Source organism: Streptomyces sp. NPDC001100, from assembly GCF_053598575.1.
This window is the reverse complement of the sequence record NZ_JBSFKO010000048.1, coordinates 21,852-48,280: the sequence shown is the minus strand read 5'-3', so window position 1 is coordinate 48,280 and position 26,429 is coordinate 21,852. Positions and strand designations below refer to the sequence as shown.

The 26,429-nt window shown below is 70.6% G+C and carries 28 protein-coding genes and 1 pseudogene; 10 read left to right on the top strand and 19 right to left on the bottom strand.

The genetic code is table 11. The annotated features are described in order from the left end of the window. The first annotated feature begins 12 nt into the window (after positions 1 to 12). A complete protein-coding gene (tyrS, locus tag ACWDEW_RS43055) occupies positions 13 to 1,281 on the top strand; it encodes a tyrosine--tRNA ligase (RefSeq protein WP_450520933.1) in 1,269 nt (422 codons plus the stop codon). Positions 1,282 to 1,343: 62 nt separating this feature from the next. Here the strand turns inward: tyrS and ACWDEW_RS43050 are convergent, their stop codons facing one another. Further along, positions 1,344 to 1,622 carry a GlsB/YeaQ/YmgE family stress response membrane protein gene (locus tag ACWDEW_RS43050; RefSeq protein ID WP_362978980.1) on the bottom strand — a complete coding sequence of 93 codons (279 nt, stop codon included), beginning with the start codon at positions 1,620 to 1,622 and terminating at the stop codon, positions 1,344 to 1,346. Between the two features lie 246 nt (positions 1,623 to 1,868). On the opposite strand from ACWDEW_RS43050, the gene ACWDEW_RS43045 reads away from it, so the two are divergent. After that, positions 1,869 to 2,255 (top strand): DUF3099 domain-containing protein, encoded by a 387-nt coding sequence (locus ACWDEW_RS43045; RefSeq protein WP_450520931.1) that lies wholly within the window; start codon positions 1,869 to 1,871, stop codon positions 2,253 to 2,255. A 235-nt stretch (positions 2,256 to 2,490) separates the two neighbouring features. Next, complete coding sequence (locus ACWDEW_RS43040; RefSeq protein WP_450520929.1) at positions 2,491 to 2,709, top strand: hypothetical protein; 219 nt, start codon at positions 2,491 to 2,493, stop codon at positions 2,707 to 2,709. 61 nt (positions 2,710 to 2,770) lie between these two features. Here ACWDEW_RS43040 and moaA read toward each other — a convergent pair whose 3' ends face one another. The 3 genes from moaA to ACWDEW_RS43025 all read right to left on the bottom strand — a co-directional run bounded on the left by moaA (position 2,771) and on the right by ACWDEW_RS43025 (position 5,890). After that, entirely contained in the window at positions 2,771 to 3,760 is a 990-nt protein-coding gene (gene moaA / locus ACWDEW_RS43035; protein ID WP_450520980.1) for a GTP 3',8-cyclase MoaA, read from the bottom strand. A 157-nt stretch (positions 3,761 to 3,917) separates the two neighbouring features. Continuing rightward, on the bottom strand, positions 3,918 to 5,537 hold the full coding sequence (locus tag ACWDEW_RS43030; RefSeq protein WP_450520927.1) for a solute symporter family protein: 1,620 nt from the start codon (positions 5,535 to 5,537) through the stop codon (positions 3,918 to 3,920). Further along, entirely contained in the window at positions 5,534 to 5,890 is a 357-nt protein-coding gene (locus ACWDEW_RS43025; RefSeq protein WP_450520925.1) for a DUF485 domain-containing protein, read from the bottom strand. Before ACWDEW_RS43025 ends, ACWDEW_RS43030 begins: the two co-directional genes overlap by 4 nt. 311 nt (positions 5,891 to 6,201) lie before the next feature. Between ACWDEW_RS43025 and ACWDEW_RS43020 the strand changes: the two genes are divergently transcribed. The 3 genes from ACWDEW_RS43020 to ACWDEW_RS43010 all read left to right on the top strand — a co-directional run bounded on the left by ACWDEW_RS43020 (position 6,202) and on the right by ACWDEW_RS43010 (position 10,395). Next, positions 6,202 to 7,734 carry a S8 family serine peptidase gene (locus ACWDEW_RS43020; RefSeq protein ID WP_450520923.1) on the top strand — a complete coding sequence of 511 codons (1,533 nt, stop codon included), beginning with the start codon at positions 6,202 to 6,204 and terminating at the stop codon, positions 7,732 to 7,734. A 143-nt stretch (positions 7,735 to 7,877) separates the two neighbouring features. After that, positions 7,878 to 9,284, top strand: coding sequence for a CoA transferase (locus tag ACWDEW_RS43015; RefSeq protein WP_450520921.1), 1,407 nt, complete (start codon positions 7,878 to 7,880; stop codon positions 9,282 to 9,284). A 100-nt stretch (positions 9,285 to 9,384) separates the two neighbouring features. Beyond that, a complete protein-coding gene (locus ACWDEW_RS43010) occupies positions 9,385 to 10,395 on the top strand; it encodes a CopD family protein (protein WP_450520920.1) in 1,011 nt (336 codons plus the stop codon). 47 nt (positions 10,396 to 10,442) lie between these two features. Here ACWDEW_RS43010 and ACWDEW_RS43005 read toward each other — a convergent pair whose 3' ends face one another. The 8 genes from ACWDEW_RS43005 to ACWDEW_RS42970 form a co-directional block, all read right to left on the bottom strand. Then, on the bottom strand, positions 10,443 to 11,489 hold the full coding sequence (locus ACWDEW_RS43005) for a zinc-dependent alcohol dehydrogenase family protein (RefSeq protein WP_450520918.1): 1,047 nt from the start codon (positions 11,487 to 11,489) through the stop codon (positions 10,443 to 10,445). Positions 11,490 to 11,531: 42 nt separating this feature from the next. Continuing rightward, on the bottom strand, positions 11,532 to 12,197 hold the full coding sequence (locus ACWDEW_RS43000; RefSeq protein ID WP_450520916.1) for a lysoplasmalogenase: 666 nt from the start codon (positions 12,195 to 12,197) through the stop codon (positions 11,532 to 11,534). Next, positions 12,194 to 13,060 carry a sterol desaturase family protein gene (locus ACWDEW_RS42995; protein ID WP_450520914.1) on the bottom strand — a complete coding sequence of 289 codons (867 nt, stop codon included), beginning with the start codon at positions 13,058 to 13,060 and terminating at the stop codon, positions 12,194 to 12,196. The genes ACWDEW_RS43000 and ACWDEW_RS42995 overlap by 4 nt, the downstream gene beginning before the upstream one ends. A 126-nt stretch (positions 13,061 to 13,186) precedes the next feature. Next, positions 13,187 to 13,909: a VIT1/CCC1 transporter family protein gene (locus ACWDEW_RS42990; RefSeq protein WP_450520912.1), complete on the bottom strand. Its 723-nt coding sequence runs from the start codon at positions 13,907 to 13,909 to the stop codon at positions 13,187 to 13,189. Positions 13,910 to 13,934: 25 nt separating this feature from the next. Continuing rightward, a complete protein-coding gene (locus ACWDEW_RS42985; protein ID WP_450520910.1) occupies positions 13,935 to 15,191 on the bottom strand; it encodes an amidohydrolase family protein in 1,257 nt (418 codons plus the stop codon). Continuing rightward, positions 15,188 to 16,471 (bottom strand): amidohydrolase family protein, encoded by a 1,284-nt coding sequence (locus tag ACWDEW_RS42980; protein ID WP_450520908.1) that lies wholly within the window; start codon positions 16,469 to 16,471, stop codon positions 15,188 to 15,190. The genes ACWDEW_RS42985 and ACWDEW_RS42980 overlap by 4 nt, the downstream gene beginning before the upstream one ends. Positions 16,472 to 16,481: 10 nt before the next feature. After that, entirely contained in the window at positions 16,482 to 17,366 is an 885-nt protein-coding gene (locus tag ACWDEW_RS42975; RefSeq protein ID WP_450520906.1) for an SDR family NAD(P)-dependent oxidoreductase, read from the bottom strand. After that, on the bottom strand, positions 17,366 to 18,163 hold the full coding sequence (locus tag ACWDEW_RS42970) for an acetoacetate decarboxylase family protein (protein ID WP_450520904.1): 798 nt from the start codon (positions 18,161 to 18,163) through the stop codon (positions 17,366 to 17,368). The genes ACWDEW_RS42975 and ACWDEW_RS42970 overlap by 1 nt, the downstream gene beginning before the upstream one ends. 172 nt (positions 18,164 to 18,335) lie before the next feature. Here ACWDEW_RS42970 and ACWDEW_RS42965 point away from each other — a divergent pair, with 172 nt between their 5' ends. After that, positions 18,336 to 19,325 carry a DEDDh family exonuclease gene (locus ACWDEW_RS42965; RefSeq protein ID WP_093631787.1) on the top strand — a complete coding sequence of 330 codons (990 nt, stop codon included), beginning with the start codon at positions 18,336 to 18,338 and terminating at the stop codon, positions 19,323 to 19,325. 201 nt (positions 19,326 to 19,526) lie between these two features. Here ACWDEW_RS42965 and ACWDEW_RS42960 read toward each other — a convergent pair whose 3' ends face one another. Both ACWDEW_RS42960 and ACWDEW_RS42955 read right to left on the bottom strand, forming a co-directional pair. After that, complete coding sequence (locus ACWDEW_RS42960) at positions 19,527 to 19,775, bottom strand: hypothetical protein (protein ID WP_450520978.1); 249 nt, start codon at positions 19,773 to 19,775, stop codon at positions 19,527 to 19,529. 369 nt (positions 19,776 to 20,144) lie between these two features. Further along, positions 20,145 to 20,426, bottom strand: a pseudogene (locus tag ACWDEW_RS42955) (histidine kinase); the annotation flags it as partial. 139 nt (positions 20,427 to 20,565) lie between these two features. Here ACWDEW_RS42955 and ACWDEW_RS42950 point away from each other — a divergent pair. The 3 genes from ACWDEW_RS42950 to ACWDEW_RS42940 all read left to right on the top strand — a co-directional run bounded on the left by ACWDEW_RS42950 (position 20,566) and on the right by ACWDEW_RS42940 (position 23,978). Continuing rightward, a complete protein-coding gene (locus ACWDEW_RS42950; protein ID WP_450520902.1) occupies positions 20,566 to 21,360 on the top strand; it encodes an SURF1 family cytochrome oxidase biogenesis protein in 795 nt (264 codons plus the stop codon). Between the two features lie 69 nt (positions 21,361 to 21,429). Further along, a complete protein-coding gene (locus ACWDEW_RS42945) occupies positions 21,430 to 23,217 on the top strand; it encodes a glycoside hydrolase family 15 protein (protein ID WP_450520900.1) in 1,788 nt (595 codons plus the stop codon). Between the two features lie 5 nt (positions 23,218 to 23,222). Next, positions 23,223 to 23,978, top strand: coding sequence for an SDR family oxidoreductase (locus ACWDEW_RS42940; protein ID WP_450520898.1), 756 nt, complete (start codon positions 23,223 to 23,225; stop codon positions 23,976 to 23,978). A gap of 62 nt (positions 23,979 to 24,040) precedes the next feature. Here ACWDEW_RS42940 and amaP read toward each other — a convergent pair whose 3' ends face one another. The 5 genes from amaP to ACWDEW_RS42915 are packed head-to-tail and all read right to left on the bottom strand — an operon-like array spanning position 24,041 to position 26,414. Continuing rightward, on the bottom strand, positions 24,041 to 24,619 hold the full coding sequence (amaP, locus tag ACWDEW_RS42935; RefSeq protein WP_450520977.1) for an alkaline shock response membrane anchor protein AmaP: 579 nt from the start codon (positions 24,617 to 24,619) through the stop codon (positions 24,041 to 24,043). Positions 24,620 to 24,624: 5 nt separating this feature from the next. After that, on the bottom strand, positions 24,625 to 25,299 hold the full coding sequence (locus tag ACWDEW_RS42930) for a DUF6286 domain-containing protein (RefSeq protein ID WP_450520897.1): 675 nt from the start codon (positions 25,297 to 25,299) through the stop codon (positions 24,625 to 24,627). Continuing rightward, on the bottom strand, positions 25,296 to 25,688 hold the full coding sequence (locus ACWDEW_RS42925) for a hypothetical protein (RefSeq protein ID WP_450520895.1): 393 nt from the start codon (positions 25,686 to 25,688) through the stop codon (positions 25,296 to 25,298). Before ACWDEW_RS42925 ends, ACWDEW_RS42930 begins: the two co-directional genes overlap by 4 nt. Next, positions 25,685 to 25,870, bottom strand: a complete 186-nt coding sequence (locus ACWDEW_RS42920) for a hypothetical protein (RefSeq protein ID WP_019060657.1) — start codon at positions 25,868 to 25,870, stop codon at positions 25,685 to 25,687. Before ACWDEW_RS42920 ends, ACWDEW_RS42925 begins: the two co-directional genes overlap by 4 nt. Before the next feature lie 58 nt (positions 25,871 to 25,928). Then, on the bottom strand, positions 25,929 to 26,414 hold the full coding sequence (locus tag ACWDEW_RS42915) for an Asp23/Gls24 family envelope stress response protein (RefSeq protein ID WP_450520894.1): 486 nt from the start codon (positions 26,412 to 26,414) through the stop codon (positions 25,929 to 25,931). Between the last annotated feature and the right edge of the window lie 15 nt (positions 26,415 to 26,429).

The following is a 26,429-nucleotide window of genomic DNA, read 5'->3' as shown; positions in this document are numbered from 1 at the left end:
GATACGAGAACCGTGACGGACATCGTCGACGAACTGCAGTGGCGGGGGCTCATCGCCCTCTCCACTGACGAGGACGCATTGCGCAAGGCGTTCGCGGACGGTCCCGTCACGTTCTATTGCGGTTTCGACCCGACCGCGCCCAGCCTGCACCTCGGCAACCTCGTGCAGATCCTGACGATGCGCCGGATCCAGCAGGCGGGCAACCGTCCGCTGGGCCTGGTCGGCGGTGCCACGGGGCTGATCGGCGACCCCAAGCCGAACGCGGAGCGGACGCTCAACTCGCCGGACGTCGTGGCCCAGTGGGTCGAGCGGCTGCGCGCGCAGATCGCCCCGCTGCTGGACTTCGAGGGCCCGCATGCCGCGATCATGGTCAACAACCTGGACTGGACCCAGGGCCTGTCGGCCATCGAGTTCCTGCGGGACATCGGCAAGCACTTCCGGGTCAACAAGATGATCGCGAAGGAGGCCGTCTCCCGGCGGCTCAACTCCGACGCGGGCATCAGCTACACCGAGTTCAGCTACCAGATCCTCCAGGGCATGGACTTCCTGGAGCTGTACCGCAGGCACGGCTGCACGCTCCAGACCGGCGGCAGCGACCAGTGGGGCAACCTCACCTCGGGCACCGACCTGATCCACCGGGTCGACCCGGAGGCCGAGGTGCACGCGCTGGGCACCCCGCTGATCACCAAGGCCGACGGCACCAAGTTCGGCAAGACGGAGTCCGGCACGGTCTGGCTCGACCCCGAGATGACCACGCCGTACGCCTTCTACCAGTTCTGGCTGAACGCGGACGACCGGGACGTCTCCAAGTTCCTGCGCATCTTCAGCTTCAGGTCCCACGAGGAGATCGAGGAGCTGGAGCGGCAGACCGAGGAGCGCCCGCAGGCCCGTGCCGCGCAGCGCGCGCTGGCCGAGGAGCTGACGACGCTGGTGCACGGCGCCGAGCAGACGGCCGCGGTGACCGCCGCGTCCAAGGCCCTCTTCGGGCAGGGTGAGCTGGCGGAGCTCGACGAGAAGACGCTGGCCGCGTCCCTCTCCGAGCTGCCGCACGTCCAGGTCGCCGAACTCCGTCTCGTCGTCGACCTGTTCACCGAGGTCGGCCTGGTGGCGAGCAAGTCCGCCGCACGGCGGACCGTGAAGGAGGGCGGGGCCTACGTGAACAACGTGAAGGTCACCGCGGAGGATGCCGTGCCGGGCACGGAGGATCTCCTTCATGGGCGGTGGCTGGTGCTGCGGCGGGGGAAGAAGAATCTTGCCGCCGTTGAAGTGACCGGAGCGTAAGCGCCTGAGGGGCGCGGGGCTGTATCGGTAGTGCACCCGCGCCCCTTCGGGGCACGCTGCAGTCAGGCTCGTTGTTTGTTCTTGCCGATGGTCGCCATGTAGGCCATGTCGACCACAAAGACGATGATGATCGCGGCGATGAGCTGGAACGCGTGGCGGCTCCAGTCGATGCCCCTGGTCGCTTCGACGCCGAACGCCCGGGCGACGGCGTTGCCGACGATGGCGCCGAGAATGCCGCAGATGGTGGTCAGCCAGAGCGGACTGTGCTGCTTGCCCGGGATGATCGCCTTCGCGATCAGGCCCAGCACGAATCCCACGATGATCGCCCACAACCAGCCCATGGCTGCCTCCTTGTACGGCTCGACGTGAGCATTACGCCAAGTGTGGGCCCGGTCGCCGTACGCCGCATGTCGGGTACGGCCGTACGTGGTACGGCGCAGGTTCCCCGCCCGGGCCCGGGGTGCCCCGGTCTCGAAGGCTGCGCAGGCGCGGCGTAACGTGGGACGTATCGGGGCCCGGTTCCCGGATCGGGTGCGAACCGGGGTGCGGGCCGGGGAGAGTCCGATGCGGGCGGATGGTGGAATGTGATGCGGAAGCTGCACGGCGAAGGCAACGCCCAGGTGTTCCGGATCACCGGAGCCCGGACGGGACTCGCGGAGGATGTCCGCGGTCGGCAGCGCCGGTACGTCATCTCGATGTCGATCCGTACGGCGTCGGTGATCCTCGCCGTCTCGCTGTGGAACGTCGAACGGCACGTCGCGATCGTCGCGTTGGTGCTCGGTGTGCTCCTCCCCTATGTCGCCGTGGTGATCGCGAACGCCGGGCGGGAGAACGCGCCCGGCCTGCCGTCGACGTTCGTCACCGCGCCGCTGCGGCCGATGATCATGCCGCCGCGGTCGGACGAGGGGGTCGCGGAACCCGTCCCGGAAGAGGTCGTACCCGAGCCTGCGCCCGGCGTGCGGGGCGAACCGTAGGGCCGGTCGTGGCCATGGCGAACGTGTCATAAACGGAAGTCGGCTCCGCACCAAGCTCAAGAAAAGCTCAGATCAATCATGTTGTTCCGGTGCCGAGCGACCGGTTACCCGTGACATACTTCGTACGCGCTCCGCATCCCCCGTCGGAGCGACAGACCGACGCCGGGCAGCTCCCCCCGTGGCTGCTCGGCGTCGCCTTTTCAGCGCATCTGTGAGACGAATTCCGTGAGTTCCCGTGAGTGACGAGACACCCATCTGCTCCGCGAAGGGCTGCCGCGCCGACGCCGTGTGGGTCCTTGTGTGGAACAACCCGAAGGTCCACACGCCTGAGCGGCGCAAGACATGGCTCGCGTGCGAGGAGCATCGCGAGCATCTGTCCCAGTTCCTCGGTGTGCGGGGCTTCCTGAAGGACGTCGTCAAGTTCGAGGACTGGGAAGCGCCCGAGATCCCGTAGCGCCGTAGGACCGTGAGGCCCACCCGGGATTCCCTGGCGCGCATTCGCCTACGACCGCTGCTCAGCCGCCGATCGCCGACATCGGTCGGTCCGGCTGGAGGAACGACGGGTCGTCCAGGCCCGAGCCCGCCTTCTTGCCCCACATCGCCAGGCGCCAGATGCGGGCTATCTCCTCGTCCGGGGCGCCGGTGCGCAGGGCGGTGCGGAGGCTGGTCTCCTCGCGGGCGAACAGGCAGTTGCGTATCTGGCCGTCGGCGGTGAGGCGGGTGCGGTCGCAGGCTCCGCAGAACGGACGCGTGACCGAGGCGATGACGCCCACGCGGTGCGGGCCGCCGTCCACGATCCAGCGCTCGGCCGGGGCCGAGCCGCGCTCGTCCGTGCCTTCGGGGGTCAGCTCGAAGCGGGTGCGGAGGGAGGCGAGGATGTCGCCGGCGGTGACCATGCCCTCGCGCTTCCAGCCGTGCTGGGCGTCCAGGGGCATCTGCTCGATGAAGCGCAGTTCGTAGTCGTGTGCCACGGCCCAGGACAGCAGGTCCGGGGCCTCGTCGGCGTTGAGGCCCGGCATCAGCACCGAGTTGATCTTCACCGGGGTCAGGCCCGCGTCGTGGGCGGCTTCCAGGCCCGCGAGGACGTCCTTGAGTCGGTCGCGGCGGGTGAGGGCCTTGAAGACGTCTTGGCGCAGCGTGTCCAGGGAGACGTTGACCCGGTCCAGGCCCGCCTTCTTCAGGGCGGTCGCGGTGCGCTTGAGACCGATGCCATTGGTGGTGAGGGACATCTGGGGGCGGGACTCCAGGGCCGCGACCCGCTCGACGATGCCGACCAGACCGGGGCGCAGCAGGGGCTCGCCACCGGTGAAACGGACCTCCTCGATACCGAGGGAGGTGACCGCGATGTCTATCAGGCGGACGATCTCGTCGTCCGTGAGGAGGTCGGGCTTCGCCAGCCACTGCAGGCCCTCCTCCGGCATGCAGTACGTACACCGGAGGTTGCACCGGTCGGTCAGCGAAACCCTCAGGTCGGTGGCCACTCGGCCATAGGTGTCGATGAGCACGTGGGCCTCCTCCCTTGATGCGGATCGCATGTTGCCGACACCTGCGAGCCTACGCGACACCTCTGACAACGAGAGCGGCCCGATCCCACGAGGTACGACGAGGCCGCGTCGTAGGGATCTACGACGCGGCCGTCGGCGTAGGGCAACTCGGAGGGACTCAGTGGGCTCCGGTGCCGGTCAGGGACCGTACCTCCAGCTCCGCGTACTTGGCCGTGTCGGGCTCCTCCTTGGAGAGGATCGTGCCGAGCCAGCCCAGCAGGAAGCCGACCGGGATGGAGATGATGCCGGGGTTCTCCAGGGGGAACCAGTGGAAGTCGACGTCCGGGAACATCGAGGCGGGCTTCCCGGAGACGACCGGCGAGAACAGGACCAGGCCGACCGCGGTGACCAGGCCGCCGTAGATCGACCAGAGGGCTCCTGAGGTGGTGAAGCGCTTCCAGAAGAGGCTGTAGAGGATCGTCGGGAGGTTGGCGGAGGCGGCGACCGCGAAGGCGAGGGCGACCAGGCCGGCGACGTTCAGGTCGCGGGCGAGGGCGCCGAGGAGGATGGAGACGGCGCCGATGCCGACCGTGGCGTACCGGGCGGCGGCCATCTCCTGTTTCTCCGTCGCCTGTCCCCGCTTGATGACGTTGGCGTAGATGTCGTGGGCGAAGGAGGAGGACGAGGCCAGGGTGAGGCCGGCGACGACCGCGAGGATCGTGGCGAAGGCGACGGCCGAGATGCTGGCCAGGAGGATGGCGCCCCAGTTGGAGTCGACCCCGCCCAGATGGAGGGCCAGGAGGGGCGCCGCCGTGTTGCCCGCCTTGTTGGAGGCGATGATCTCGTCCGGTTTGATCAGTGCCGCGGCGCCGAAGCCGAGGGCCAGCGTCATCAGGTAGAAGGCGCCGATGAGGCCGATGGCCCAGTTGACCGACTTACGGGCGGCCTTGGCGGTGGGCACCGTGTAGAAGCGGATCAGGATGTGCGGCAGACCGGCGGTGCCGAGGACCAGGGCGATACCCAGGGAGATGAAGTCCAGCTTGGTGGTGCCGGTGGCGCCGTACTTGAGGCCGGGGTCCAGGAAGGCTGAGCCCTTGCCGCTGTTGTCGGCGGCCTTGCCGAGCAGGTCGGAGACGTTGAAGTTGAACTTCAGCAGCACCAGGAAGGTCAGCAGCAGGGCGCCGGCGATGAGCAGGCAGGCCTTGACCATCTGGACCCAGGTGGTGCCCTTCATTCCGCCGATGGTGACGTACACGATCATCAGGACGCCGACCAGGGCGACGATGCCGATCTTGCCCGCGTCGCTGGTGATGCCCAGAAGCAGGGAGACCAGGACGCCCGCGCCGGCCATCTGGGCCAGCAGGTAGAAGATCGACACCACGATGGTGGAGGTGCCGGCCGCCGTACGGACCGGGCGCTGGCGCATGCGGTAGGCGAGGACGTCGCCCATGGTGTAGCGGCCGGAGTTGCGCAGCGGTTCGGCCACCAGGAGCAGGGCGACCAGCCATGCGACCAAAAAGCCGATCGAGTACAGGAAACCGTCGTACCCGAAGAGGGCGATGGCGCCCGCGATGCCGAGGAAGGACGCGGCGGACATGTAGTCGCCGGAGACGGCCAGGCCGTTCTGGAAGGCGGTGAACTGCCGGCCGCCCGCGTAGAAGTCGGCGGCGTTCTTGGTCTGGCGGCCCGCCCATACAGTGATGACGAGTGTCGCGGCGACGAAGACCGCGAACAGGGTGATGATCAGCGGCCGGTGCTGGCTCGCCTCACCGGCGGCCAGGGTGATCGCGGGGCTCATGCGCCGCCCTCCATCCGGGACTTGATGGCCTCGCCCTTGGGGTCGAGCTTCGCGGCGGAGTACCGCGAGTACCACCAGGCGATGAGGAACGTGGTGACGAACTGGCCGATGCCCAGGACGAGGGCGACGTTGATGTTGCCGACGACCTTGGTGTCCATGAAGTCGTCCGCGTAGTTGCACAGCAGGACGTACAGGAGATACCAGGCGATGAAGGCGACGGTCAGCGGGAAGGCGAAGGAGCGGTGGGCGCGGCGCAGTTCGGCGAACTCCGCGCTCTCCTGGACCTGTTCGAACTCCTCAGTACTGGGGAGTTTGTGTTCGGCTTTCGAGGGCGGTGGTGTCTCGGTGGCCACGGTGTCTCCTCGCGTTGCGGACATGCTGGTTGCGACCTCACAGACCTACGGATCACGCCACCAGGAGTGATCGGGCGACTTCCCTGCGCGATATCGAGGGGTCCCCGATCCTGCTGGCGCTTCCTGCCCAAGGTCACGGCGCCACGCGTGGACCGGTTCAACTCCTTTGACTTCTTTCAGGACTCGCCTTTGGGAAGTCATTGCTGGCCAGCCCTCGCGGGAGATAACTTCAGCTGGCACCACTCGTCATGTACCTGCCCGAACGCCATCACGTCTCGGGCCATTTCGTTTCCGGATGATGTGGAGATCCCATGGCTCATCTGCGCCCCAGACACCGGCTCGCCCTCGCCGTGCCGGTCGTGCTGTCGCTGACCGCCTCGCTCGGTTTCCTCCCGTCGGCGGCTTCGGCGGTCCCGATCACGGAGACCACCGCGCAGACCGCCGACGCGCCCAACCTCTCGTACGTGGTCAACACTCGACTGGACCACCGGACGATCAACACGGTCAAGAAGGCGATCAATGCGGCCGGCGGCAGCATCGTGGAGACGTACGAGCAGATCGGCGTGATCGTCGTGCACTCGGCGAACCCCGACTTCGGGCTGATCATCCGCAAGGTGCCCGGGGTGCAGTCGGCCGGTGCCACGCGGACCGCGCCGCTGAGCCTCGCCTCGACGACGGACGAGGGCGCGGTGCAGTACCTGTCCAAGGAGCAGGCCGCGAAGACGGCGAAGGCCTCCGCCGTGGCCGGTGACAGCGAGCCCCTTGAGGCCGACCAGTGGGACCTGCCCGCGATCGGTGCCGACAAGGCCGCGAAGATCAACCCGGGCAGCAAGAGCGTGACGGTCGCCGTCATCGACGTCGGCGTCGACGACACCCACCCGGACATCGCCCCGAACTTCTCCCCCTCGCAGTCCGCGAACTGCGTGGGCGGCAAGGCGGACACGACGTACGGCTCCTGGCGTCCCGTGGACTCCGGCCATTACCACGGCACGCATGTCGCGGGCGAGATCGCCGCCGCCCGCAACGGCATCGGTGTGGCGGGGGTCGCGCCGGGCGTGAAGGTCGCCGGTATCACGGTCGCCGAGCCGGACTCCAGCCAGCTGTTCTACCCGGAGAGCGTGGTCTGCGCGTTCGTGTTCGCCGCGGACCACGGCGTGGAGATCACCAACAACAGCTACTACGTTGACCCTTGGCTGTACAACTGCATGGACGACCCCGATCAACGTGCCATCGTCGACGCGGTCAACAGGGCCCAGCTGTACGCCCAGAGCAAGGGCACGCTCAATGTCGCCGCGGCCGGCAACTCCAACGACGACCTCGACTCCCACGCCCTGGTCGACGACTCCAGCCCCGACGACTCCACCGCGACGACCCGTACGGTCGACCCGCACGAGTGCTTCGACGTGCCGACCCAGCTGCCGGGTGTCGTAACGGTGAGTTCGGTCGGCGTCACGAAGGCCAAGTCGTACTTCTCCAGCTACGGCAAGGGCGTGATCGACGTGGCGGCGCCGGGCGGGGACGCCCGACAGATCCCGGACACCCCGTCGAAGAACGGCCGCATCCTGTCCACGCTGCCGAACAACACGTACGGCTACCTCCAGGGCACGTCGATGGCGACCCCGCACGTCGCCGCCGTGGCCGCGCTGCTGAAGTCCACGCACCCGCACGCCTCTCCGGCCCAGCTGCAGGCGCTGCTGAAGGCCGAGGCGGACAACCCGGGCTGCCCGACCGACGTGTACGACACCAACGGCGACGGCATCGCGGACGCGACCTGCGTCGGCGGCAAGCGCGTCAACGGCTTCTACGGGTTCGGCATCGTCAACGCGCTGCGGGCGGTCAAGTAGCTCGTACATGTCCTCTCTGTTGATGTAGTTCATGCGGGCCGGGCGGGATCTCGATGATCTCCGCCCGGCCCGTTCATGTCTGTATCGCCATCTGCATCACCACCCCAGATATATTGATTGAATCAATACTGCATAGTGCAGTCATGACTGACATCAAGGTGCCATGGGCCGCGCTGGGTGGCGATCCCGCCCTGGTCCCGCGTATCTCGACCGTCGAGCGCCGAGGAGCACTCGAAGCGCGGCTTCCCGTACGGGAGTTGGCCCGGGCCTGCGTGGGGGCGTGCGCGCTGGCCGCCGCGGAGCTGGGGGCGCGGCGGGCCGGGCGCACGGAGGTGCCCGGGGTGCGGGTGGACGACGGGGCCGTCGCCACGGCGTTCGTCAGTGAGCGGCATCTGCTGATCGACGGGCGGGCGCCGGTCTCCTTCGCGCCGCTGTCGCGGTTCTGGCGGACGGCCGACGGCTGGGTCCGCACCCATGCGAACTATCCGCACCACCGGGCGCGACTGCTGGGCGCGTTGCGGCTGCCGGGTGACGCCTCCGCAAAGGACGTGGCCGACATGCTCGCCGAACGGTCCGCGTCGGAGGTGGAGGAGACCGTGTACGGCGCCGGAGGCCTCGCGGTCGCGCTGCGGACGGCGGCGGAGTGGGCCGTGCACCCGCAGGGAGTCGCGGTGGCCGGGCGGCCCCTCGTCGAGCGTGAGCGGCTCGACACGGCACGCGCGCGTGCGCTGCCGCCGCTCGACGGCGATCCGTTGCCGCCTGCGGCCGGGGTGCGTGTGCTCGATCTGACCCGGGTGATCGCGGGCCCGGTCGCCACCCGCACGCTCGCGCTGCTGGGCGCGGACGTACTGCGCGTGGACGCCCCGCAGTTGCCCGAGGATCCCGACGCGCACGCGGACACCGGTTTCGGGAAGCGGTCGACGCGGCTGGATCTCGGTCGGGCGGCCGACCGGCGGGCCTTCGACGAACTGCTCGAACGAGCCGACGTGGTCGTCACCGGGTACCGGTCGGGCGCACTGGACCGGTTCGGACTCTCCCCCGAGGCGCTGGCCGTCCGCCGGCCCGGGCTGATCGTGGCCCAGTTGTCGGCGTGGGGCGCGTACGGGCCCTGGGGCGACCGGCGCGGGTTCGACAGCCTGGTGCAGGTCGCCACCGGCATCGCGGCCATCGAGGCGTCACCCGAGCGGCCCGGCACGCTGCCCGCGCAAGCCCTCGACCACGGGACCGGGTATCTGCTGGCGGCCTCGGTGCTGCGGGCGCTGACGGACCAGTCGGAGCAGGGCTGCGGGCTCGTACTGCGGCTGGCGCTGGCACGGACCGCGGCCTGGCTGACGGGCGGCGGAGCGGGCGCATCGGTGAGCGGGAGCGAGCAGAGCAGGAGCGAGCAGAGCGGGACGGCGTACAACCAGCCGGATGCCTGGCTGGTCGAGACTGACAGCGGTATCGGGCGGCTGCGGCACGCGCTGTCACCGGTCTCGTTCGTCGGCGGGCCCGTGAACTGGGCGCGCCCGCCGGGCCGTTGGGGCACGGACCCGGCTCGTTGGGCTTGATCCGGGGGCGGGGCGGAAACGTACCTATGAGCGGAATCCGGTTCCGCCAGTTGTTTTGTTGCACTTGCCCGGTTCTGTGACGGCTGGTGAAGATCTTGGGGTGACCTTGATACGACCGACTGTCGAAGCGGCCGACACCAGTGGCCCCGGGCGGCGCCCCGGTACGCGCCGGGCCGTCGCCGTACTGGCCCTGGTGCTGCTCGCCGCGCTGATCCCGCTGCTCGGCCCGTCCGCCGCGCTGCACGACACCGGGGAGGCCGCCGCGCCCGGTGTCGGCGGCATCGCGCTGCTGCGGGCGGTGCTGTTCGGCGCGCTGTGCGTGCCGCTCGGCGAGTTGTTCGTGAACCGGCTGGCGCGCACCGTGCCCGGCGCTCCCCCGAACGGCCCCGGGAGTTGGGCCCTGTACGCGGCCGGTGCCGGTTTCGTCGCCGCGCTGGGACTCGCGTCGGTCGTGGCGACGGGCAATCTGGTGCCGCACAGCCTCGCCGAGATCGACGTCGGCGGCCTCTACCAGTCGCGCGACGGCAAGCTGGCGCTGCTTGAGGTCAACGCGTTCGCCGTGGCGGCCCTGTGCGCGCGGTCGCGCCGGCCCGTCGTGCAGGTGTGGCCCCTTGCCGCCGTGATCCTCGCGGAGGCGTTGCGCGCGCACCCGGTGGGCGAGCACAGCCCGTTGGTGGGCTCGGAGCTGACCCTGGTGCATCTGACGTGCGCGGCGCTGTGGGTCGGCGGGCTGCTGCACGCGCTGCGGACGCTGCGGCAGTGGCGGGATTCCGAGGCGGGCGCCGCGCTGTTGGGTCTCTACGCGCGCGTGGCCGCCGTGCTGCTCGCCGCGATCACCGCCACGGGGGTGTGGAGTTCGCTGCGCAGGATGCCGGCCGGCACGATCCTGGACCAGCTGACGACGACGGCGTACGGGCGCACCCTGCTCGCGAAGGTGCTGCTCGTCGCCACTGTCGCCGTACTCGCGCTGTGGGCGCGCCACCGGCTGCGGCGGGCCACCGATCCGCTGGCTGCCTACTCACCCGCGCGGGCCGAGGTCGTCGTCCTGGGGGTGGTGGTCGTGGTCTCCGGACTGTTGACCGCATTGCCGGTGCCGATCCGCTGGCATTGACCGACTCCAGTGTTGACCGGCTCCGCCATTGATCAACTCGACATCGATCAACTGTTGACGACCAGGACCTTCAGGGCCGTGCGCTCGTCCATCGCCTTGTAGCCGTCGGGTACGCCCTCCAGGCCGACCGTCAGGTCGAAGACGGGCGAGGGGTCGATGGTGCCGTCGAGGATGTCGGGCAGCAGTTCCGGGATGTACGCGCGGACCGGCGCGACTCCGCCGCGCAGCGCGATGTTCCGGTCGAACATGACGCCGAGGTCGAGGCCGGTGCCGCTGCCGTGCGGCACGCCGACGAAGCCGATGGCGCCGCCGTCGCGCGTGATGTTGACGGCCGTACGCATGGACTGCTCGGTGCCGACGGCCTCGACGACGGAGTGCGCGCCCTGGCCGCGGGTGAGTTCGCGGACGGCCTCGACGGCGGCCTCGCCGCGTTCGGCGACGACATCGGTGGCGCCGAAGTCGCGCGCGATGTCCGTGCGGGTCTCGTGGCGGCCGAGGGCGATGATCCGCTCGGCGCCGAGGCGCTTGGCGGCGAGCACGGCGCACAGGCCGACCGCTCCGTCGCCCACGACGGCGACGGTGGACCCCTTGCGGGCGCCCGCGCCGAGGGCCGCGTGGTGGCCGGTGCCCATGACGTCCGACAGGGTCAGCAGGGCGGACAGCAGATGGTCGTCGGAGGCCGCCTCCTTGGGGAGGCCTACGAGCGTGCCGTCGGCGAAGGGCACGCGTACCGCCTCCCCCTGGCCGCCGTCATAGCCCACGGCGCCCCAGAAGCCACCGTGCACGCAGGAGGTGGTGAGGCCCTCACGGCAGTACGCACAGACGCCGTCGGACCACATGAAGGGCGCGACCACGAGGTCGCCGGTCCTGACGCCGTTCACCTCGGAGCCGGTCTCCTCCACGATCCCGAGGAACTCGTGTCCGATCCGCTGCCCCGGCTGCCGGGCCGCCTCGCCGCGATACGCCCACAGGTCGCTGCCGCAGATGCAGGCGCGCAGCACCCGGACCACGGCGTCGGTGGGCAGCTGCACCATCGGCTCGGGCACGTCCTCCACGCGCATGTCGAACGGGGCGTGGATGGTGGTGGCGCGCATGGCGAGGGTCCTTCTCGTCGCTGGTCTGCTGGTGCGGTGCGCTCAGGGGGTGGTCGAGCGCACTTCACGGTACGCCGCCGCCGGTGCGGGCCGCGCATCGAGGGCGCCCCGGACCAGCAGGAACTGTGCCGCCGCATAGGTGAGCATGATCCAGAAGTCGGGCCCGGGCAGTTGCGGCCAGTCGGCGACACCGGTCGCGATGAGGGTGTCGGAGAGCATGAAGAGCGCCCCGCCGAGCCCGGCGACCGGGCCGAGCCGGGTGGCCGCGGTGTACGCCATGGCGGTCAGGAGAGTGCTGTAGCCGGCGACGGGGACACGGAGGCCGGCCGGCAGGTCGGGCCACAGCAGGACGACCAGGGCGCCGAGGACGACGGCGTAGCCGACGGCGAGCAGACCCGCACGCGCGCGTGGCGGACCCTGGCGCCGGAACAGGACGAGGTAGCAGACGTGACCGGCGGCGAAGGAGGCCATCCCGGCCATGAAGGCGGGGTCGGTGTCGGAGAGCAGCAGGACGTCGCCGCCCCAGCCGCACAGCAGGGCGGCGACCAGGAGCCGGGGGCCTCCCGCGCGGGCGGCGAACGCGGCGAGCAGCGGCACGATCAGCGGCTTGGTGATCAGATGGCCGGCGCGGAAGCCCACGACGAGGGAGACGAGGTCGAGGACCGTGACGAGGACGAAGGCAGCCGGCAGCGCCCGGGACGCTCTCACGCGGCCACGGACTCCCCGGTCTGCTCCACCGCGGCCACCGGCGTCCAGCCCGGTCCCCGGAACACCCGCCCCGCGCGCTCGCGCCAACTGGTCGCCGCCTTCAGGTCCTTGGCGATGGCGACGTACTCGTGGGTGGCGACCTTGATCGGGTTGAACGTGTTGATGTTCTTCGTCAACCCGTAGACGGGCCGCTCAACCTCCGGGACGAACGACCCGAAGAGCCGGTCCCAGACGATGAGGATGCCGCCGAAGTTGCGGTCCAGATAGCCGCCCTGGGAGGCGTGGTGCACCCGGTGGTGGGACGGCGTGTTGAAGACGAACTCGAACCATCGGGGCATCCTGTCGATCCGCTCGGTGTGGATCCAGAACTGGTAGACGAGGTTCACCGAGGAGCAGAACGCCAGCGCGGCGGGATGCACGCCCAGGGCGACGAGCGGGACGTAGAAAGGCCAGACCGTGAGGGTCGTCCAGGGCTGGCGCAGGGCCGTGGTGAGGTTGAACCGGCGGCTGGAATGGTGGACGACGTGACAGGCCCAGAGGATGCGGATCACGTGGTGGCCCCTGTGGGACCAGTAGTAGAAGAAGTCCTGCCCGAGCAGCATCAGCGGGATCGTCCACCACAGCACGGGCACGCGCAGCGGGGTGAGTTCGTAGATCGCGGTGTAGATCGCGACGATCGGGATCTTCCAGAGGAAGTCGAAGACGAGGCTCCCGAGCCCCATGCCGACGCTCGTCGCGGCATCCTTCGCCTCGTAGCCCGCCGCGTCCTCGTCGGGGTGGACGCGCACACTGATCATCTCGATCACGGTGAGCAGCACGAAGGCGGGTATCGACCAGAGCACGGCATCGGGCAGGTTCGGCATGAGTGAACCGTAGGACCGCGAATCGGTCACGACCAGACGTTGTTACCCACAAGTATTTCCTGGGGTACGCGCTTGCTTGTTGGCGATCTCCACCAACGGGCCCGCGGCGCCCGGGCTGTGGGTCCGCTACACCCCCACCGCCCCCAGCAGCGCCCCCGCCGCATAGGTGACCCCCATCGCGAGTGCCCCGCCCATCACGTTCCGCAGCATCGCCGGTCTCGTGGCCGCCGCGCCGAGCCGTGCGCTGCTCCAGCCCGTCAGGAGCAGTGCGGCCAGCGAGGACACCACGGTGACGCCGAGGCGCCAGTCCGCCGGCGGCAGGACGATCGCCAGCAGCGGCAGCAGCGCGCCGACCGTGAAGGACAGGAAGCTCGCCCAGGCCGCGTGCCAGGGGTTGGTGAGGTCGTCGGGGTCGATGTTGAGCTCCACGCGCGCGTGGGCGCGCAGCGCGTCGCGTTCCGTGAGCTGGGTCGCCGCCTCCCTGGCCACGTCACGGGACAGACCTCGGTCCTGGAGAAGTTCGGTCAACTCCTCCAGTTCGGCCTCCGGTTGCTCCTTCAGCTCGCGCTTCTCCATGGCCAGGGCGGCCTTCTCCGAGTCGCGCTGGGTGGAGACGGACACGTACTCCCCCGCCGCCATCGACATGGACCCGGCGAGAAGACCGGCGAGGCCTGCCGTCAGCAGCGCCGAGCGGTCGTCCGTGGCGCCGGCCACGCCGACGACGAGCCCCGCCGTGGACACGATGCCGTCGTTGGCTCCCAGTACCGCCGCCCGCAGCCAGTTCAGCCGCGAGCCCAGTGTGCCGCTGTGGGCCTCGTCGTGGGCCTCGTCCTTGGTCGGTTCCGTCATACCCCGGAGGATCCCACCCCCGGCCTCACCACACCCGTACCGACGCCCCTCGCGCGAACACCGGGCTCGTGGCATCCGCCGGCGGTTCGGCGAGCGGCTCGGCGATCTCGGTCACCGTGGGTCCCACCTTCGCCGCGATCGGGTCCAGGAGGTCCAGGTCGAAGCCGTACACGCGGGCCGCGTTGCCGCCGAGCATCGCGGCGACCTCGTCGCTCGGCACGCGCGCGTAGGCGAAGCGCAGGCCCTCCCTAGAGTACGGGTAGGTGCCCTCGTCGTGCGGGTAGTCGCTGCCCCACATGATCTTCTCGATGCCGATGCGGTCACGCAGGGGCACCTCGTGGGGGCGCATGAAACTGGCTCCTACGAAGCAGTTGTCGCGCCAGACCTCCGACGGACCCTTGCCCATCGAGGCGGTGAGTCCGGCGCCGAACCTGGACTCCGCGGTGGTCGCCTTCGACGCCGCCGCGACCAGGCGCCCGTGGTAGTAGTCCAGCATGTCGAGCACCCCGGGTATCCAGCCGGAACCCTGCTCGGTCAGCACCAGCCTCAGGTCCGGGTGGCGGCGGAAGGCACCGCCGAAGATCAGGTGCCACAGGGCGCGGTGCGAGAACCAGGTCGTCTCGACCATGAACACCGCGCGGGCGGCCGGTTCGTCACCGAGCGGCGGGGCGGCCGAGCCCGCGTGGTGGTTGACGGGCACGCCGAGCTCCGCGCACACGGCCCAGATCGGGTCGTACGTCGACGAGTACAGCTCCGGCAGCCCCGAGCCCGGAGGTGTACCGGGCAGCAACAGGCCGCCCCTGAGGCCCGCTTCGACGGCCCACCGGATCTCCTGGACGGCCTCCTGGACGTCGTTCAGGAGGATCTGGAAGACACCCGCCCGCCGGCCCGGCGCGGCCGCGCAGAAGTCCGCCAGCCAGCGGTTGTGGGCGCGCAGGCCGGCCCAGCGGAGCTCGAACTCCTCGGCCGTCGGCGCGGGCGCCATGAGGGAGCCGGACGGGAAGAACGGCGGGACGGTGTTCGGGAAGACGACCTCGGCGACGATCCCGTCCTGTTCCAGCTCCGCGATCCGCCGCGCGGAGTTCCAGTTCTTGTCGGCCGTGTCGGCCACCAGGTCCTCGTACGGGTTGACGTAGGTGGCCGCCCACGCGTCGAACTCGTCGTGGTACCGCTTCTCCAAGTAGGGCCGGTAGTCGAGGAGATCGGCGCCCGCGTGGCAGTCCGCCGAGATGACCGTGTACCGGTCCTCGCTCGCGGACCTCCTGGGGTCTGTGGCGTTCATGCTGTCACCCCCAGGACCGGGAAGTCGTGGTCGGTCAGCCAGTGCCGCCCGACCTCGCGGGAGCGCGCCCAGGACGCCCGCACGGCCTCCTGGTCGTCCTGCTGGCCGAGTTCGGCGGGGGTGGGACCGATCCGGCGGGCCAGCGGCTCCAGGGCCGCCACGTCGAAGCCGAAGGCGTCGGCCGCCGCCAGGCCCAGCATGCGGCGGGTCTCGTCGACCGGGATGTCGTGGAAGGTGCGCTTCAGCCACGCGCGTGTGTCGGGCCAGGTGCCCTCGGGGTGCGGGAAGTCGCTGCCCCAGAGGATGTTGTCGACGCCGATCTCGTAGCGCTGGGCCAGTTCGCGGCGTTTGGTGTTGGTGGCGCAGATGAAGACCTGCCGGTCGAGGTACTCGCTCGGCGGCCGTTTCAGCTCCGCGAAGGGGGAGAGCTTCTTGCCGCCGTGGGCGCCCAGGTAGAGGCGGTCCATGAACCACAGCTGGTTCGGCAGCCACCAGCAACCCGACTCCGCGACACCGAACTTGAGGCCCGGGTGGCGTTCGAAGACCCCGGACCAGAGCAGGAACCACAGCGGCCGGGCGGGCCACCAGGTCACCTCGCTGACGTAGATGCCCAGGTGGTCGCCGTACTCGTGGCGGGGCGCGGCCCCGGAGTGGGTCAGTACGGGCATCGCGCACTCGGCGGCGGCCGCCCACACGGGGTCGTAACGGCGGTCGTGGTAGGGCTCCTTGTCGACCCACATGGAGGGGATCATCAGGGCGCCGAGCCCGGACTCCTTGGCGCGGTGTATCTCCGCGACGACCTTCTCCGTGGGGGCCGTCACCGGCAGCAGGGCGACTCCGCAGTGCCGTTCGGGGTGCTCGGAGACGAAGTCGGCGAGCCACCGGTTGTGGGCCTGTGCGCCCGCCATACCCAACTCGGGGTCCTGGTCCCCGGAGAGGCCGAGTCCGACTCCGAAGGGCGCGGCCGTCTGGCTGTCCACGGCGTCGGCGTCCGGGAAGACCACCTCGGCGGCGACCCCGTCGCCGTCCAGCTCCTTGAGGCGCTGCGCGGTGTCCCAACCCCCGCGCAGGCCCTCCTCGTTGTCCTGGAACCACTTGGTGGCGAAGGCCTCGTTGCGGATGCCGAGCCGGGTCATCTCCTCGCGGCGCCGGTCGCGTCCGGCGAGGAACTCGTCGAAGTCCCGGTGGAACCGGGCGTCCAGGTAGGGCCGGTACTCCTCGGTGGGCAGTCCGGCGTGGCAGTCGGAGGAGATGATCAGGTACGGCTCCTGGTCGGTCACAACAGCCCTCTCAGTCCAGGATGAAGCTTTCGAGGTACGACGGGTTCGCCCGGTCGAGCATCGAGGCCGCCCGGGCCCTGATCTGGGCGTCGCTGTGCTCGCTCTCGGGCAGCAGCCAGAAGCGGTCCGCGCGGATGCCGTCCACGACGAGGTCGGCGACCTCCTCGACGGGCGTGAAGGCGACCTCCTTGCCCGCCGCCTTCATCGCGGTCTCCCACTGGTCGAGGCTGCGGTAAGGGGTTCTACGGGGGCGCTCTTTCGCGTACCGGGCGGGCCGGTTGCGGTGCGACTCCCAAAGGCCCGTGCGCAGCATGTGCGGCCCCGGGAAGAGCACCGAGGCACCCACGCGTGCGTGCTCCGCTCTCAAGTGGGCGTACAGGGACTCGGTCATCGTCACGACGGCCGCCTTGGTGACGGCGTACACGGAGGCGGTGGGCAGCGGGGCGATACCGCCGTCCCCGGAGGACGTGTTGACGACATGACCAGGTTGATTCGACTTGATCATCCTCGGCACGAACGCCTGGATGCCGTGGAAGACACCCCACACGTTGACGGCGAACGCCCACTGCCAGTCGTTCGGTTCGTGCTCCCACATGCGGCCCTCGGCGCCCGAGCCGACGCCCGCGTTGTTGCACAGGACGTGGACGGCGCCGTACGTGTCGTACGCCGACTCGGCCAGATCCAGGACCTGTTGGCGTACACCCACGTCGACCACACGCGCGTGCACGTCGGCACCGTCGGCACGCAGATCGGCCGCGACCTTGTCGAGAGCTCCCTCCTCGACGTCGGCGAGGACCACTTTGAGCCCGTCGGCGGCGAACCGCCGTGCCATCGCGAGCCCGATCCCGCTCGCGGCCCCGGTGACGACGGCGACCTGCCCCTCCCTCAGCTCCATCACACACTCCCTTCGGGAGGCCCGTCATGCACCTGTTGCGGATCGTCGTAGCGCTGGTGGATGTACGGCAACAGGGCCCGCGCGTCGACCCGTTCGACGACCTTGCCGCGCTGGTCGCTGGTCTTCTCGCCGATGGTGATGTCGACGAGGGTGCGTACGGGGAGGTCGGCGACCGGGTCGTGCATGGACTCGCGCAGGACGACGTCCCCGGTGACGCGTTCCAGGCGGCGCACCTTCTCGTTGCGCAGGCAGTGCACGAGCACCGGGTCTGCGTCGAAGCCCGAACCGTCCACCGCGGGAAGGAACTTGAAGTAGAAGTCGGTCTTCTGCGTCGGCCCGGGGAGCGGCAGCTCCTCGCTGACCGCGCCGCGCACCTCGACGAAGGCGATGCCGTGCCGGGTCAGGGAGGCGTGCACGACGAGGCCCACGCGCTCGACGGTCACCTCGCCGAGTTTCTTGGGCTCCCCGAAGACCTCACGGCCGCCGGTGAGGGCCCGTTCGTGGGTCATCGGCATCACCAGCGGGTACCAGCCCTCGACGCCGTCGTGCGCGGCAGCGACCGCGAACGAGCCCGCGCCCAGGGGGTATCCGGGCAGCTCGACCTTGCTGATGTTCACCCGGACCAGAGGCCGCCCGGTGGGCTTGAGGGGCGGCGGCAGGACCGCCGCGACCGCGTCCGGGTCGCTCTCCCAGACGGCCACCACACCGGTGGACCAGATGTCCGGGAGCTTCGTGCTCGCCGTGCGTGCGGCGGCGATCTCCGCCTCGGTCCGTGCGCCGTACCGTACGCGTGCCATACGCCGTACCGCCCTTCGTAGGCCGTCATCCGTCAGGCGGGCAGCACGCTTGCACCGGGCGGGCAAAAGGTCCATAGCCACGCGCGCGTGCGTTCGGCGGACCCGAACGGGCGGACGGGACAAGGCACCTGAGGGACAGGGCTGTCAGTGACGGCCCGTATCCTCAATGACCATGCTCGAAGACCACTCGCCCGCAGTGTCCGCGGCCACTCCGTGGCCGGCCGCGTATCCCCAGGGGTATGCGGTAGTTGACGTGGAGACCACCGGTCTGGCCCGGGACGACCGGATAATCTCCGCGGCTGTCTACCGGCTGGACGCGCTCGGCGAGGTCGAGGACCACTGGTACACGATGGTCAACCCGGAGCGCGATCCGGGCCCCGTGTGGATCCACGGTCTGACGAGTGACGTACTAGAGGGCGCGCCCCTCTTCAAGGACATCGCCGAGGAGTTCGCGACCCGCCTGGAGGGCCGGGTGCTGGTCGCGCACAACGCGGTCTTCGACTGGCAGATGATCGCGCGGGAGTACGCGCGCGTGCAGATCGATCCCCCGGTCCGTCAGCGGCTGTGCACCATCGCGCTCTCCAAGGAGCTGGCCCTCCCGCTGCCCAACCACAAGCTGGAGTCCCTGGCGGCGCACTTCGGTGTCGTGCAGCAGCGCGCGCACCACGCGCTGGACGACGCGCGCGTGCTCGCCGAGGCGTTCCGGCCGAGCCTCCGGGCGGCGGCGAGCAGCGGCGTACGGCTGCCGCTGCACGAGTGCCGGCCACTGACCGAGTGGACCGCCGACCGGCCGACGCCCCGGATCGGACACCAGGGGGGCGGCTACAGCGGCTACGGGGCGGGCAGTTGGCGTCCCGCGCGCAAGCGGCCCGCGTGCCCGTACCCGAACCCGGGCCGGTTCGAGGACGGCAAGCCGCTCAAGCAGGGGATGCGGATCGCGTTCTCCGGGGACACGTCCATCGAGCGCGAGCTCCTGGAGGACCGGGCCGTGGAGGCCGGGCTGCATGTCGCGACGAGCCTGTCCCGGCTGACCAGCCTGCTCGTCACCAACGACCCGGACTCGGGCACCTCGAAGGTGGTCAAGGCCCGCCAGTTCGGCACACCCGTGGTCGACGAGGCGGCGTTCGGACAGTTGCTCCGGGATGTCGAGCAGGCGGACTAGCAGTACTGCCGACCTTCGGCACCCCGGTGGGGTGTTCGGCGGTCGGCGCCGCAGGATCGCCCGCGCCCGGGCCGTGACGGCACCCGAACCCGTCGGAAACGAGACGGCCCGGGCGCCACCCCGGCCCGGTGCACGTTCACCATGCTCCGGGCGACGCCCACGGCATTGCCCTCCGTACTCCGCCGCCGTACAGGTCGTCGGCTATGCGGCGGAACCGACCTTGTCCACGATGCCGACCCTGCCCTCCGCGCGGGCGCAGTGGGCGCCGCAGTACCAGTGGCCCTCGGCCTCGACGCCCTGGCCGATGATCTGCACGCGGCAGTGCTCGCAGATGGGAGCCATGCGATGGATCGCACAGGCGAACGAGTCGAAGACGTGGCGTGCTCCGTCCCTGGTCTCGACGGTGAACGCCAGCTCGTAGTCGTTCCCACACACTTCGCAACGGGTCATACGCCACATCGTCAGGGGCGTGGCGGGCCCTCGCAAGCCGACGGCGTCGCACCGACCGGGGCAGGACCGCACGGAGCGGGCGGGACGGCTCATGGAGCGGCTGCGGGCCCGGGACGCGGCTCCCGTCGTAGGAGCAGCGTCTCCTGCCCGGACGTGGTCCGTCAGCGCCTCCTGGACGATACGGAAGACCGTGTGCTCCACCGCCTGCGGCAACGGCCTTGCCCCGCCGCCGACTTCGGCCACCGTCGCGGACCACGGCGCCCAGTCCACGGGCACTCCCGCCGCCTCCGAGTCGGCCAGCAACCGGGGCAGGTCCCGCAGTGCGGGGCCGGGCCGGAAGGAGCTCGCGACGGTCTCCGGGTCACGCAGCACATCGAGGATCTGGCGCAGCTGAGCCGGCGCGCGCCTGCCGGTGACCCTGATCAGTTCGCCCGTCTCGCGGGCTCGTTCCGACTCCTGCGGGTCCACGCTCAGCGCGCCCGCGTGCAGCGTGATCGGGCTGACCTCGTGGGCCACCACGTCGTGCATCTCGCGCGCCAGCGCGGCCCGTTCCTCCGCCCGGACCCGGCGGGCGATCAGCAGCGTCTCCCGCTCGGCCTGCTCGGCACGCTCGGCCAGCTCCTCCAGCCTGGTGTGCCGGTAACGGATCACCGTGCCGCGCCAGGCGGGCGCGCCCCCCTGACGGCCATGTGATCAGCTCCGTCCGGGCAGAAGGATTCGCCCTGTACCGAAGTGCGCCCTTCCGGCACCCCGCTGAATGCGCCCCACGACCGAGTTGTACGGTCGTGGGGTGTACCGCTTCCTGATGTCCCGGCAGTGGGTGATCCTCGCGTTGATCACCCTTCTCCTGATCCCCACGATGATCAGGCTGGGCATCTGGCAGATGCACCGCTACGAGATGCGCAGCGCCCGCAACCAGCTGGTCGCCGACGCGCTGCACGCCAAGCCGGTCCCCGTGGAGACGATCAGCACCCCCGGGCACGCGGTCACCCGTACCGAGAAGTACCGCACCGTCACCGCGACGGGCACCTTCGAGACCTCCAAGGAAGTCGTCGTCCGGCGCCGCACCAACGACGACGACGAGGTCGGCTTCCATGTACTCACCCCGTTCGTGTTGACGGACGGCAAAGTGGTGTTGATCAACCGTGGATGGATCCCGGCGAACGGCGCGCAGACCGCCTTCCCGAAGATCCCCGCGCCGCCGAGCGGCAGGACCACGATCACCGGGCGCCTGATGGCCGACGAGACGACCGCGGCGAGCGGCATCAAGGACATCAAGGGCCTGCCCGACCGCCAGATCATGTTGATCAACAGTGAGGAACAGGCGAAGCGGTTGCACGCCCAGGTGCTCGGCGGCTATGTCGAGCAGACGGCGCCCGAGGCGAAGGGCGGCACCCCGGAGCAGATCTCCGACCCGGGCAAGGAAGACGCCCCGCTGAACTACGCGTACATGATCCAGTGGTGGCTGTTCGCCGCGGCCGTACCCGTCGGCTATGTCGTCCTGGCCCGCCGCGAGGCCCGCGACCGCCGGGAGGCGGCGGCCAAGGAGCAGGAGACCGAGCCGGCGGAACCGGCGACGGTCTGACCGGCAGCGCTTCACCCGCCCGGCCGCGACCTGGGATTGCGTGGTCGATACTCCGGGAACCCGCACCCCGTGCACCCACGTATCGAGGACTACGCCCTCATCGGCGACGAACAGACCGCGGCTCTGGTCGGCATGGACGGCTCGGTCGACTGGCTGTGTCTGCCACGCTTCGACTCGGCGGCCTGCTTCGCGAGACTGCTCGGTGACGAGGACAACGGCCACTGGCGCATCGCCCCCAAGGGCGCCGACCGCTGCACCCGCCGCGCCTACCGCCCCGACACCCTGGTCCTGGACACGGAGTGGGAGACCGACGAGGGCACGGTACGCGTCACCGACCTGATGCCCCAGCGCCACCGCGCCCCCGATGTCGTACGCATCGTGGAGGGCCTGAGCGGCAAGGTCACCGTCCGCAGCACGCTCCGGCTGCGCTTCGACTACGGCGCCGTCGTGCCGTGGGTGCGCAGGTCCGACGGGCACCGGGTGGCCGTCGCGGGCCCCGACTCGGTGTGGCTGCGCAGCGAGCCGGAAGTGCGCACCTGGGGCGAGGACTTCAGCACGCTCTCGGAGTTCACCGTCGAGGCCGGCGAGAAGGTCGCCTTCGTCCTCACCTGGCATCCCTCGCACGAGCCGCGTCCGGTGCGCGTCGACCCGTACAAGTCACTGCGGACCAGCGTCGCGGACTGGGAACGCTGGGCGGCCCGCTGCCGCTACGACGGCCCGTACAGGGACGCGGTCGTGCGTTCCCTGATCACCCTCAAGGCCCTCACCTACCGCCCGACCGGCGGGATCGTCGCCGCGGCCACCACCTCGCTGCCCGAGGAGATGGGCGGCGTACGCAACTGGGACTACCGCTACTGCTGGCTGCGCGACTCCAGCCTCACCCTGGGCGCCCTCGTCACCGCGGGCTACCACAAGGAGGCCGAGGCCTGGCGCGACTGGCTGCTGCGCGCGGTCGCGGGCGATCCGGCGGACCTGCAGATCATGTACGGCGTGGCGGGCGAGCGGCGGCTGCCAGAGTTCGAACTCCCGCACCTCTCCGGCTTCGGCGGCTCGGCGCCCGTGAGAATCGGCAACGGCGCCGTCAACCAACTCCAACTCGACGTCTACGGGGAGGTCATGGACTCCCTGTGGCTGGCCCGGCGCGCGGGTCTGTCGCCCAAGCCGCACATGTGGTCGCTGCAGAGCATCCTCCTGGAGTGGCTGCGCGCCCAGTGGCAGCAGCCCGACGAGGGCCTGTGGGAGGTGCGCGGCGGGCGGCGGCACTTCGTGCACTCCAAGGTCATGGTGTGGGTGGCCGCCGACCGGGCCGTACGCACTCTGGAGGAGTACGCCGACCTCCCCGGGGACCTGTCGGGCTGGCGCGAGCTGCGGGACGCGGTGCACAAGGACGTGTGCGAGAAGGGCTACGACCCGGTACGCAACACGTTCACGCAGTACTACGGCTCGCAGGAACTCGACGCGGCCCTGCTGCTGATCCCCCGCTTCGGTTTCCTGCCGCCCGACGATCCCCGGGTCGTCGGCACGGTCGACGCGGTACAGGCGGCGCTCGGCCACGACGGCTTCGTACGCCGCTACGACACCGCCGCCGACATCCCCGTGGACGGGCTGCCGGGCGACGAGGGCACCTTCCTGGCGTGCTCGTTCTGGCTCGTGGACGCGCTGCACATGACGGGCCGTACGAAGGAGGCCCGAGTGCTGTTCGAGCGTCTGGTGGGACTCGCCAACGACGTGGGGCTGCTCGCGGAGGAGTACGACCCGGTGGCCGGGCGTCAGCTGGGCAACTTCCCGCAGGCGTTCAGCCACATCGGCCTGGTGAACACCGCCCTCACCTTGTTCGGGGACGAGAAGGCAGGATAGGGGCCATGGATCTTGGACTGAAGGACCGGGTGTACGTCGTCACCGGGGCCACCCGTGGACTGGGCAACGCCGCCGCGCGCGAGCTGGTGGCCGACGGTGCGAAGGTCGTCGTCACCGGGCGCGACGAGCAGCGGGCCGCCGACGCGGCGGCCGAACTGGGGCCGAACGCGCTGGGCGTGGCCGTCCACAACGCCGACGCGGAGGCGCCGGCCCGGCTGATCACCGCCGCGCGCGACCGCTTCGGGCGCTTCGACGGCATCCTCGTGAGCGTCGGCGGGCCGCCGCCCGGGTTCGTCGCGGACACCACCGACGAACAGTGGCAGGCCTCGTTCGACTCGGTGTTCCTGGGCGCGGTACGGCTCGCCCGCGCGGCGGCCGGGGAACTGGAGGCCGGCGGGGTCATCGGCTTCGTGCTGTCCGGTTCGGTGCACGAGCCGATCCCCGGGCTGACGATCTCGAACGCGCTGCGGCCCGGCCTGGCCGGTTTCGGCAAGTCCCTCGCGGACGAGCTGGGGCCGCGCGGCATCCGCGTCGTGGGACTGCTGCCCGCCCGCATCGACACGGACCGCGTGCGCGAGCTGGACGGCCTCTCCGCGGACCCGGAGGCCACCCGCGCGGCCAACGAGTCGCGGATTCCGCTGCGGCGGTACGGAACGCCGGACGAGTTCGGGCGCGCGGCTGCGTTCCTGTTGTCGCCGGCGGCGTCCTATCTGACGGGGATCATGTTGCCTGTGGACGGCGGGATGCGGCACGGGTTCTGAAGTCGTCCGGCTGCGGGCCGCGTGGGGCTGGTCGCGCAGTTCCCCGCGCCCCTATGAGGCGCTCAACTCACCCGCTCCGCGCGGTGCTTGACGCCCGTCAGCTGTACCTCCGTCGGGAGTGCGTCCAGGCCCGCCGAGTCGCGGGCGTGGACCAGGGCGTTGGCCGTCAGGTGATCGAGGGCGACTCCGGGGTCCACGTGGGGTTCCAGGCTGAGCCGGACGCGGGCCTTGGGCGCCGTTCGGGTGCCGGCGAGCCGCACGTGCGCGTGGGCCACGCCGTCCAGGTCGCCCGCGTCGGTGGCGAGGACGCCCTCCAGGGCCCGGCCCCTCAGCAGTGCGCCCTCGCCGTCGCCGGTGCGGACGGCGACCTCGGCGAGCCGGCGCCGCCGCAGCACCGCGACGAGCCACCACAGGGCCAGCAGGACGAGGACGGCGAGCACGGCGAGGACCGTGGGCCACCACCAGCCGTCGGACTGCCACCGGGTCCGCCGGGCGTCGCTCAGCAGGACGTCGTGCCGCCCGTCGTAGATCCACCACGACGGTGGCTTCACACCGAGCCCCACGGCCAGCACGGAGCCGCCCAGCACGACCAGCACCAGGCCCACGACACCGATCACCACACGGTTGACGATCCTCAGCACCGCGTTCACCCCTTCCGTCCGGAACGACCGACGTGCAGCGACAGCGCGGGCGGCCTCGCCAGCCCGAGACCGGTGATCGCGTCGGTGAGCACGGCGTCCAAGTCGGCCCGTACGTCGTCGAGTTCACGGAAATGGGACACCGCGCGGATATCGGCCTTCGTCCGGCTCGTGCGGACCCGCACCGACTGCACGCCCGAGACCTCCATCGCCCGGTCGCGCAGCACCATCGCGGCGGCGGCGCGTTGCAGGCCCGCCCGGACGTCGGCGTGGGTGCGGCGCATCGGCAGCACCTGGCGCAGACCGGGCGTGAGCGCGAGCACGATCAGCCAGAGACCGAGGGCGGCGGCGATGCCGGCGCCGACGAGGACCCAGGTGTCGTCCAGGGGCCGCTGTGCGAGTTGCCGGGTCAGTTCGCGGCGCCAGTGCGCCGAGGGCCGTTCGGCACGCACGGCGGTGATGTCGTAGAGCAGGGCGCCCGCGCCGACGAGCAGCAGGACGGCGACGATCCCTGCGGGGACGCGGCGCACCGACCAGAAGCGGCCGTCCTTGCCGCCGCCGTCGACCAGGGGGGCGGGACCGCGGTCCGCCGCCGGGTCGTACCCCCCGTGTCCGGGGTCGGTCTCCTTCTCGATGACCGGTAGTCGTTGGGTCGTGCCTTCGGAGCCCTGGGGCTCGCTCATCGCGTCCTCCCCTGTGCCGCGCGGTTTGCCGGTGCCGGATGCAGCCGTTCCACCTGGACGGCGACCTCGGGCACCTCCATGCCCACCAACGCGCGTACCCGCAGAACCACCTGTCGACGCACCCGAAGACAGCGGTCGCCGATGTCGCAGGGATAGTCGAGTTCGAGGTGCACGCGCACGCGTGCCGAGTCGTGGTGTACGACCACGGTGGCATGCGGCGGTGCGGCGTCCGGGTGAGGCGGTCCGAGCGCCTCACGCGCGGCCTGCACGGCGATCTTCGCCACGACCCGGTCGGCGATCCGAGTGGCGCCCCGCTCGCCTGGCGGGACGGTCACCAGGGGTCTGCCGCGTTCGTCGACCGCGCCGGCCCCGCCGCTCACGGACGTCACCGCCGCCGGTCGTCGCGCGAGCGGAAGAAGTCGCCGAGTTCCAGGTCCCCTTCGAGGAACCGGCCGACGACGAACCCGATGGCGCCCAGGGCGGCCACCAGCAGGAACGCGCCGAACCCGCCGAAGTATCCGGCGAAGCCCAGCGCCATTCCGGCGATCATGCCGACCACGGCCCTGCTCATCCTGCGCTCCTCAGTTCGTTCGTCGGCCCGCTGTCCTTGGGTTCATCCGTCGGCCCGGTCACTGGAGCCGGGGCTCCGGTTCCTCGTCCTCCTCGTCGGGCAGCTTCACGTCGCTGACCGCGATGTTGACCTCGACGACTTCGAGTCCGGTCATCCGCTCCACGGCCGCGATGACGTTCTCCCGTACGGCCCGGGCGACATCGGCGATCGACACGCCGTAGTCGACGACGATCTCCAGGTCGAGAGCGGTCTGCAGCTCGCCGACCTCGGCCTTCACGCCCCGGGACACCGATTTCGAACCGCCGGGCACCCGGTCGCGCACGGCCCCGAAGGTGCGGGACAGCCCGCTGCCCATGGCATGCACGCCCAGGACGTCCCGGGCGGCCAGCCCGGCGATCTTCTCCACGACCCCGTCGGCGATGGTCGTACGCCCTCGGGAGGCCGGGTCGCCGCCGCCGCGCTTGGTGGGGGTCTTACGGGTCTGCAGCGGCTCCCTCTCGCCGTCGGGGTCCTGCGTCCGGTTCCGCTCCGTCATGTCGGTCATCGCCGTACGTCCTTT